A 10,926-nucleotide genomic window follows, 5' to 3' on the forward strand; every position below is an offset into this window, starting at 1 on the left:
AGGCTCGGCTAACATTCTGACTCATGTAGGTCATGGTGATGATTATACCGGCGCGTGGGGTAAGGCGAATGTGATCACCAAAGTGGGTAATGGCCGTCAGGTTACACTGGCTAAAGGCGATGCGAATATTGTCACGCACGTAGGTCAGGGTGACAGCTTTAATGCGCTGTGGAGCCAGAGTAACGTTGTCACCAAAGTGGGTGATGGTATGCAGATTACCGCGGCGAAGGGCAAAAGTAATATCACAACCAGCGTGGGGAATGGCCTGAGCGTGGTTGCGGCCCACGGTGATTTGAACGTAAATACCAAAGTGGGGAATGGCATTTCGGTTAATGTGGCCTGGGGTAAGCTCAATGTCAGCACCAAAGTGGGTGACGGGCTGAATGTCTCGGTCATGAAAGGCATCGGCAATGCCAGTGTTCATGTTGGTGACGGGATGAATATTCACGCTTCCTATGCCCGCAATAACGTTGCCATTCAAATCGGTAACGGCGATTTTTACAATCTGGCGCTGGCCTCCAGCAATACGGAAAGCCATAAACTGGCAACGTTGTTCGGTAATATCAAACAGACGTTACTGGGAGCTATGGGCAGTCAGGGAATTAACTTTCTGGTTCATGGTGATGAAGCCAATACATCAGGCAGTTATCGTGGGCGGGGTGCCATCAATTTGCCAGAAGTGGATGACCTGAAAGGCTTTAAACTGACAGAAATCAGTGAAGTTAGCTCCACGCTTTCCGCCGATCTGCATGCCTCGGTGAGCCAGCTGGAAACACCGGATGTCGGCAGACTGGAAACCATCATGAATGAAGAGGGTCAGTCCGGAAAAAATCAGAAGCCTAACCTGATTACCAACGGGGATTTCGAGGCCGGTACTCTGGGCTGGCAAGCCACCAATGGGATTGAAGCCCAGCATCCGGCGGCGTCTTATGGGCTGGATGACGCAGGCCACGGCAGGTATGTGTCTGAACTGGATGCACAGGTTAACACCACCATTTATCAGGATTTGAGCCAGCTTAAAGCGGGAGAGGCCATTACCCTTGATTTTGATTTTGCCCGACGAGCAGCCAGCACCGATGATAACGGTATAGAAGTACTCTGGAATGGTCAGGTTGTCTTCTCATCTGCGAACGATAGGATCGTCTGGCAGCATAAACAGCTGGTACTACTTGCTCAGGCGGGCAGTAACCGACTGGCGTTTAAAGGTATCGGTAAAGACGATGGCAGGGGCTATATACTGGATAACATCGTGGCGACTTCGGATCACTCAGATAACAGTCATGATGGTGAACTTGCATCAAAAAATGTGGTGGCTGAAAGCGTATTAGCCGATAAAAGTAGCGCCGAAGCTGATCGTGAACGTCTGGCGCAGGAAAAAGAGCAACAACTGGCAGCGATTGCAGGCACTCAGAATCAGCTGGAATCCACGGATTTTGATGCCCTGAATACGAATGGACTGGCACAGCGCGATGTTATCCGGGAAGAACAGCAGGCTGTGACGGATGAACTGCTGGCGAAGGCCAAAGCGCTGGAACTTTTGGATGAACAGACCCACGCACACCATCAGGGAGAATCCGGAGCACACTGGCGTCATGACTTTGCCGGTGAATTACTGGATAAGCTTCAGACACAGGTGGACACGTCAAAAGCAACAGCCGGACAACAACTGGATAACGCACTGTCTACGGCTTTACAGCAACAGCAGAAGATCGAAAATTCACTGGATAAATCAGAAATCAATGTTGCTAAATCTAAACAAGATCAGCTAAATGTCGGGAAAGATGTTGCGGATGCCCGAATGAAGGCTGAATACCGGAAAGAAGAAGCGGAAGCACAGCAAAAGCAGGCGGAGCAGGCCAAACTTAGTGCCAGCAGGACGCTTCAGGATATTGAGGCTGAAGCCAGTGAAGTAGCAAAAAATAATGGCTATACACCACGTTTTAGTAATGTTGGCAGTAATCGATCAGGTAAAGCCTATGAAGCAGAAAGGATTGGTGATACAACCAGCCATATTAATTCCACGACTTTGATGCAGGAAGTCGGGGCTTTCAGTAAAAAGCTACAGGAATCTGAGAACGATTTATCTGCCCTTGCCGATGCTAAACAGGCTGTGGAGCGTTTACAGATCAATGCAGGCCTTCGTGCTACACAGGCAAATTCTACCCATATACCGCGCTCATCGCGCACGCAGCAATTACCGCATAGCAATATTTCACCTGAATCAGTGCCGAATATCTCTGAGCCGGGGAACAGAAAATTACTGTCTGTTTCTGGTCTGGATCTGAGTGGCCTGAAACCTCTGGGAAGATCAGACTCCCGTACTGACTCACGCGGTAGCTCCGTGCGGAGTAATTTGTCGCAAAAGAGCAGTTCAACCTATCCGTTCATCGGAGAAAGAGCAAAGAAAGTCGCGGAAATATACCGTTGGCTGGATAGTGGACGCGATCAGTTAAATGATCATGCAAAGAATAACTATATTCCTGTACCGGGTGGTGTGCGTCCTAATGTTGAGATTAATGACAACATCAGAGATAGACTGACTGATTTTATTGAGAATTTCTTCACCATCATCCGGCATACCATTCCTAAAGATCAAATTGCGCCACTGGCGAAGTTGTTTGTTGATTCAACCCTTGATTTTGACTGGGATAAGCGCGTTCAGTTTATCACTAAACTGGAGCGTTTTGGTTATAGCTTTGAACCTAATCATGGTGAAAAAAGTATCGTTTCATTCTGGTCAGGTCAGGAGTTCAGCATCTATCGCTCTGTACTGGATGCCGTGCAGCCAGATGATAAAAAAGTGGTTTACGATATTGATGTGAAAGGGAACGTACTTGCCCTTGAACTCAATAAGAAGCTGATGGATTGGTGTAATACTTCCCTTGATCCTGATGATTTCCAACAGGAAAGACTGCACACCGCCATCAGCGAAGCGACACGGAGTAATATTGGTTTCTGGTGTTCTGTTTATGCGACGGGTGCGCGTGATGATGTTTATGTCATCGCACCGAGCGGAGTACGTTTAGGTAATTTCTTCTGGAATGTTGAGCTGCCGGTATTGCGCCAGTTACAGCGTGAAGGTCTGGTCAATGAAATTCGCCTGCTGGATAAACACGCCTATCATTACCGGGGAAAACCGCTGGAGTCTATGGGTCACAGGCTGACCGATCCGGGCGTCCGGGTGAAAATGCGCTTTGATTCACTGAGTCCGGCTGAGCAGGTGAGATATCTTGAGCAGGATCCTGATGGTTACCACGCGAATACACTGATTGATCTGGATATTAAAGTCAGTGCTATTGATAGCATGTTAAATCAGGCTATCCCATTCTATCGCCTGCGCACTGACCGCAATATTTTGATACGTGAAGGCTTAAATAATAGCTTTGAAGTTATGCCCTGGCCGGGGCTACGTTCTTCCGGGCTGAAAGTGATTAAAGTCGATAACCCGCAGGATCAGGCGCAGATTAACACCATCGAACGGTTTATATTTGCCAATTATCAGAATTATGAACAGCTCCCGGATGAATTACGTCTGGTGGGAAATCACATTATTTCCCTTGAAGATGGTCATACCCGCATTCTTGCCGAAAAAGTCAGCGGCTCGTGGTATTACTCGCCGAATACCGAACTGATGTCCGGTGATGAATTGCAGAAAATGGCTTATATCAAAGGCAAGCCACTGGGTGAAAGCTATCGTAATGTCATTGAATCACTGCGGGCTTATGAACAGCTTTTACGGGAAAAACCGGATTATTCACTGGATGCCATTGAACAATTAACTCACCTGCAACAACAGGTGGCGGGCTATCTGCTTGGGCATTCTGAATCAGGGCGGGCACCTGCAATGAATCGGCTGCTTTCCCAGATCGATATCCGTCTGAAAGAATCACTGGTTCTGGCAGATCCGACTTTGAAAAGCTCAGGGAAAGGAACTTTCAGCGAGCTATACAATAGGCTCGATAACGCTAACCTCAAAGAGAGCAAACATCTCTATTTAGATCCTCAGGGTGATTTTGTTACTCACGGTCAGTTCAGTTTGCATATTGGTAAAAATACCGCAGATGCCGGGCTGAAACAGGTGATGGCAGCGGTAACCAAAGAGTATGGTCAGGATGTCACGAATGCTGTTTTCGCCGGTCTGGCTGCCCATGATCTCGCGAAAGATGGCAAAGGTATTGATATTGCAGGTCTGAAAAAAGTTCATCTGGCAATTGAACAACACTTGTCCCCTGTCAGTGCCACCCTGTTTGTCTGGCGACCGAGTGAAAACAGTACGCTGGGCCATGTTGCAATGCAGATTGGTCAGGGGCGTGTTCTGGTTAATGCAGAAGATGCCACTCATCTCAATCAAATCAACTATGTGAGCTGGTGGCCGGCAGGGAATAAATCGACGGATATACGAGAACTCCTGAATATCGCCACCCCGGATCAGCCTGATCTGCGACTTCGCTGGCGTGATCTGAGCCAGCCTGCTTTCCAGGCACCCACCCTGATATTTGATGTTGAGGCTGAAGAAGATGATGGCTTCGGTCTGGCAGATGGCTCAGCTGAACTGAAAGAATTCCTTGAAAAACTGAAAATTGCCAAAGGTGTGGATGTTAAATTCAGCGATGTCAGCGAAGGCTTTGCGATGGCGGCACTTGCCAATCCGGAGCTGCTCAAATCTGCTGAAATACCGCAATACATTTATCGCCCGTACCTTGCCCAATGGGCTGATCCCGGCATGGATATGCATGAAGTCGGCCGGAATTTTGCGGAAGCCTTACGTCTGGCAGCAAGACTACAGAACTCCGGACGCATGGAAAAGGCCATTGCCAGTGTTATGAGCCAGTTTGCTGAAAGAGAGCTGACAGAGATTGCTAATTTCAAAAACAGCACCGTTGACCCTGATCGGGTATATCGCATCAATCTGGAAGGCCTTGATGTCGCGGCAATGCAGGCTGAATGGGGCAAAATCAGCAGTGATCCGGATGCCCGCTATCAGCTTATGACGCAAAACTGTTCAAGTGTTGTTGCCCGTATTCTTAAGGCTGGCGGGGCGGAAAAAGTGCTTGGTAAAGCATGGCGGCCTGGCTTTGGTGTCTGGACACCAAGCGAACTGTTTGATTTCGGTCAGTCCTTGCAGGAAGCCACTCAGAGTGAGCGAGTTAAACAAAAACATCACCGTTTTGATAGCGCATTAAATCATGGCGGAACCGGAGAGCAACCGGAAAGGGCTGAGAAAGTAGCTATGCCTAATGATGGCTCAGCACCGCATGAACGAACGCCAAAGAATCCTGTAACGCGCTTCATGAACAGTGAACTGTACGGTACAAAAGAGGAGCGTCGCCAAATCAGTCAGGAGATGCAGAACAGGATCAACTTAGCAATCAATAGTGGTGTAACCGAAAAAGTTACCCTGAAAGGCGAAGCCGGACGTTTGGCAGGCTATTACCATAAGGGGCAAAACGCATCGCAGAGGGATGCTTCGGATAAAAAAGTCGTCTTGTTTATCCACGGCTCCGGTTCATCGGCGCAAGAGCAGGCGGGTAAAATTCAGCCTCATTACCGGCAACAGGGTATTGATGTGTTGTCGGTTAATATGCGCGGTTATGGCACCAGCGATGGGTATCCGAATGAACAGGGAATGTATCAGGATGCGCGTACCATGTTCCATTATCTGGTTAATGATCGTGATATCAGCCCGGAAAATATCATTATCCACGGTTATTCAATGGGGGCACCGATTGCGGCTGATCTGGCCCGTTATGTGGACAGTAAAGGAATGACGGTTTCCGGCTTACTGCTGGACAGACCGATGCCAAGTATGACCAAAGCGATCACAGCTCATGAAATACCGAATCCTTCCGGCCTGACCGGAATACTGGCAAAAGCCGTTAATGGTAAATTCTCTGTGGAGCAGAATCTGCGCGGGGTCTCGAAACAGATGCCGATTATGTTGCTGACAGATAATGAAGGTCTGGGCAATGAAGGCGAAAAACTCAGAACCAGACTGGTGGCCTCTGATTATAACGTCTCTGGTGAACGCACGTATTATAGCCATGCATCCAGTTATCAGATAATGGTGAAATATGCCGGACAAATTGTTGCCAATCTATCTGAAGCCGGTTCTCAATTGCATGAGCAGGAAAGCACTATTCTCAAAGGCATCAAAAATGATTTGGGGCGCTACACGCAGGCGCTGAAACCTCAGGTGGATAATCAGGGCCGGGAGCAGGATTTGCGCGCGACAAAAGCCTTCCTGTCAGGTTACCGGCATAATCACGCGAACCAAATTGTGGATGGTTTCCATTCAGATATGGATATCAGGCAGCTGGTGGATATGCTGGTTAAAGGGAACTGGACGGCGGAACAGAAAGGTGCGCTGGCGTGGGAAATTGAACACCGGGCACTGAAAATGACTCTGCGACCAAAAGTAGAGAAATATAGCCGCCTTTTCCGTGATGTCACTTCTATGGGAGCGGTAGATGCAAAAGCAAGCGAACATCTGGCGCCACAACTGATGTTACTCAACTTGTCTAATGATGGCTTTGGCGGGCGCTGTGTACCACTGTCAAAACTGGTTCTGCTGGCAAAACAGCTGGAAAATGACGGTCAGGAAAACGTAGGACGTAGCCTGTTGAATAAAATGTATTCTGCGGCTTCAGTACTCAACAATCCCGAATTATATTCTGAGGGTGAACAGGCCAACGCCAGTAAGTTACTGGGGACACTCTCTGCGCTCTATGCCAGAGATCCGATGCTGGACAGCACCACTAAGATATGGAAAGAGAAACTGAGCGGCGAACAAGCGTTGAGCGTGCAAGGTGTGATTGAAAAAATCACGGCTGCCAATACAGGGCAAAAACCGGTTCTGCTGGAGCTGAATACTCTGGGACACGCGATGGCGGCGTGGTCAAAAGGCAGCGGTGAGAACCGGACATACGGCTTCTATGATCCTAATGTCGGCATTGTGGAATTCTCCTCGGCAGAGAAATTCAGCGATTATGTCACACGTTTCTTCGGTCAGTCCGGCCTGAACATGGCAAAAAGCTACAACATGGCTAAAAACAGCCAGCGGGAAAGAATGTTCGGGCGTGTTATCGTTCTGGATGGAGAGGCTCTGGCGGCTTATCGTCCGGTATTCGGTGACAGAACAACCATGAAAGATATTCTGGCAATGGAAATCTTTGATGGCTCGCCGATGAGAAATGCACTGAACAGGCTTCATCCGCTGAATAACCACGATCTGAGTGAATGGGAAGAGATTGAGGTGTTACCGAGATTGGAACGCAAAAAAATGCGTTTTGATGGTCAGGTTATTATTCAGCTCGAAGATGATCCCCATGTGGCTGATTCGGTCTCTTATCTGGCTGGTAAGCATCCGAAAGAGAGTGTGCTTGTCCAGCTTGATCGCAATGGTCAGTATAAAGTGGTATACGGCGATCCGAGTCAGTTGAGCGGCACAATACGCTGGCAGGTTGTTGGTCACGGCGGTGATGAGATTGATGGCTACAACAGCACGACAATGAGTGATTACACGGCTCCTGAACTGGCAATGCGGTTAAAGCAGTTCCAGAATAGTTTCCAGCATGGCGGAAAGCTGGATTATATCAGTCTGGTCGGGTGCTCTCTGCTTAGTGATGACAAGCGCGATGGTTTTGCGTATCGCCTGATTTCTGCTCTTGATGAAAATGGGATCCGCACGACAGTCTCTGCCCGTCGAACCGAAGTGGTGATCGGTAAATCAGGTCGTAAATATACGCGATCTGAGCACAATAAAGCGGAAAATAAGATCACGGAAAATAAAATCGTCCTGAGCTGGAACGATAAAGGAGAAGTCGAAAGCAATGCCGAACGTATACGTAATCATGTTTCTGAAAACAACGTTTCACTTGTCCGTGTAGGCAGCCTGCGTAGTAGCACCAATAGCCGGAAGCATCGCCCGCATGAGGTGATGACTGAGAAGAACGCGATTGCAGACAATACCGAAACTTTCCATGTGCCGAAAAAACATCAGCATCAGCCTGAGGATTATCCGGTCGGGGCGTCTTCTGATAACCGACTGAGCTATTCCGGCAATGTGCAGGTACAGGCCGGTGATGGCGAATTTACCTCCATTAACTGGGGAACCACCAACGTGGGTATTAAAGTCGGCACAGGGGGATTCAAGTCTCTGGCGTTTGGCGATAATAATGTCATGGTTCATCTGGGAGACGGTGACAGCAAACACAGCGTCAACATTGCCGGTTATCAGGCACTGGAAGGCGCCCAACTGTTTGTCGGCAACCGGAATATCAGCTTTAATCAGGGGCGCAGTAATGATTTGCTGGTGATGATGGATAAATCCATCCCGACACCACCGATGCTTAACCCGTTTGATAATGTTTCCCGCGTCTCGGGCATTCTGCAAAACATTGCCGGCTCGTACACTACTTCTGACTGGTTGTCTGAACAGGAAGTACAGTGGACAACCGAAAGCGTGAAGAAATATCTACAGGATATGTCAGGGCTGGATATGACCAGCAGCGTGGATTACACATCGCTGACAGATCTTGATTCTCAGTATAAACGCAGCGGTCGTGGCCTGAAGAGCGATATTGAAAGCACACTGAACAAGAAATATAACCAGTGGCTGAGTGGGGCAGGGAATAAGCCGGAAATGGCTAACCTCAGCAGAGCCAATAAACTCCGCCAGCTGAATGAAAAACTGTCCTTCAATTTTGCCGTTGGCGGGCAGGGTGCGGATATTCAGGTAACAACCGGTAACTGGAACCTGATGTTCGGCGACAATATTCATTCGATTCTGGATATTAACCTCGGTTCATTGTTTGGCCTGATGACTCAGCAATACACCTCAACAGGGATAGCAAAAACCACATTCACCTTTAATCCGGCGGATCTGCCTCGTCAGCTTAAAAATAAGCTGTTGAGAAACCTTGCCAGCGTGAATGCTGATACCACACTGGGTGATATCTTTGGCGTGGACTACACCTCAGATGGGGCTATCATTTCCCGTTCAAATCAGTCAGTAGACGGCGTTGCCATTTTGCGGGAAATGCTGGAGGTAATCAGTGAATTCAGTGGCAACCAGTTGTCGGCATTTGTTGATCCGGAAACATTGCTCAATGGCCTGAAAACCAATCTGTCAGCCGGTGCAGACGGTGTGAGTTCGTTCCTTGAAAGTCATGGCATCAAAGAAAAAGCCCCGACAGAACAGATTGCGTCCGCTGAAAATACCAGTGACGAAAATACACAATCAGAGCGGACATTCGGCTTTAATTCCCTTAATTTGCCAAACCTGTTTGCAACCCTGCTGAAGCAGAATAAGCAGGAAGAGATGAAAGATCTGGTTTCCAATCTGAAACAGAATCTGACTGATGATCTGCTGCATATGCAGGAAAAAACCTTTGATTTCCTGCGTACCAGCGGTCATTTGCAAGGGGATGGAGACATCCATGTTTCCCTCGGTAACTATAACTTTAACTGGGGCGGAGATGGCAAAGATCTCGGTGCTTATTTAGGTGATAACAACAACTTCTGGGGTGGTCGTGGTGATGATGTTTATTACGCTCTGGGAACCTCCAATATTTTCACTGGCGGTGAAGGTAACGACACCGGCGTTCTGATGGGACGCGAAAACATCATGTTTGGTGGTCAGGGCAATGACGTTGCCGTAGTTGCAGGCCGCATAAACTACGCCTACATGGGAGAGGGTGATGATCAGGTCTTTGCCTTTGGTGAAGGCGGGGTCATTGAAACCGGTAGAGGGCGTGACTACATTGTTGCTTCCGGTAACTTCAACCGTATTGACGGTGGAGAAGGTCAGGATTATGTCGTTGCTATCGGTAACAATAATCAGGCTGACTTGGGTGATGATCATGATTTTGCCACGGTTTTCGGCAACTATAACCGAATCGATGGCGGGGCAGGTAACGATGCCATAAAACTGATGGGTTACCACGCACTGATTAACGGCGGAGCGGGAGATGATCACCTGATTGCAGATGTTATCTCCAAGTTCAGCCAGTTTGACGGCGGTGATGGTGATGACTTGCTGGTGCTGGGAGGATACCAGAACCGCTTTAAAGGCGGTGCTGGCGTGAATAGCTATGTGATCAGCGGAGATGTGATCGATAACGTGGTTGAAGATCTCAAACGCGGTGACAAGATTGTCTTCAATGCACTCAACTGGCAGGATCTATGGTTCCAGCGCAGCGGTTACGATCTGGTGATGCTCACTAACCGCCATGTGGAAGACAGTTCTGAACAGGGGCAGTTTGAAGCAATCGGCTCTGTGACCTTTACGGATTACTTCAATGGTAACCGTGCGGATATTGTTACCCGAATGGGCGATCAAAATACTCACGGTGAGCGTGAATATATCGCGCTTTCTGTCAATGCAGTGGATTCACTGATTCAGGCAATGAGCGGCTTTGCACCAACAATCGGTGACAGTGGCTTTATTGACGCACTGGATGGACAAACACAATCTTCCATTATGATGGCCTGGTCGGATACGACAACGGGCAAATCCAGACTGGTTTGATAGTTTTATTTAAGTAATAAAAATGGCTCACATTGGTGGGCCATTTTTATATCATAATGAATAGAGAAATACGGTATGATATTAAAAAGTTTCTGGTAAATTATTTGTTACTATTATAGCTATATCAAATCATCAAATTTAATAATGTTATTGGTTTTTGTTAAATAAATTTATAAGTAATGACGATGTGTTATTTTATTAAAATGTAGATATATATTTGGCCCATCCATTCTTACAGGTCACATTAACCATGTGATCATTGTCTCTGGCATCTATTAATAGATTAAGCGCTATATTTTTTTGTTCATCAGTGATTTTTCCATCTGATCTGTTTAATTTTATATAATAATTAGGCTGATTGGTTAGAGTAAAAAAAATAGATTGATAATCATCAAAAT

General features: G+C 47.7%; 2 protein-coding genes. One reads left to right on the plus strand and one right to left on the minus strand.

Features of this window, described 5'->3' with window-relative positions:
- On the plus strand, window positions 1–10,528 hold a 10,528-nt coding region (rtxA, locus tag AACX68_RS02430; RefSeq protein ID WP_228860503.1), incomplete at its 5' end, for an MARTX multifunctional-autoprocessing repeats-in-toxin holotoxin RtxA.
- A gap of 198 nt (window positions 10,529–10,726) precedes the next feature.
- Here rtxA and AACX68_RS02435 read toward each other — a convergent pair.
- Window positions 10,727–10,926: hypothetical protein (locus AACX68_RS02435; RefSeq protein WP_228860504.1), on the minus strand; the 200-nt coding region annotated here is incomplete at its 5' end.

The sequence above is a fragment of the Xenorhabdus sp. PB61.4 genome (assembly GCF_963894935.1).
GTDB classification, from domain to species: domain Bacteria; phylum Pseudomonadota; class Gammaproteobacteria; order Enterobacterales; family Enterobacteriaceae; genus Xenorhabdus; species Xenorhabdus stockiae.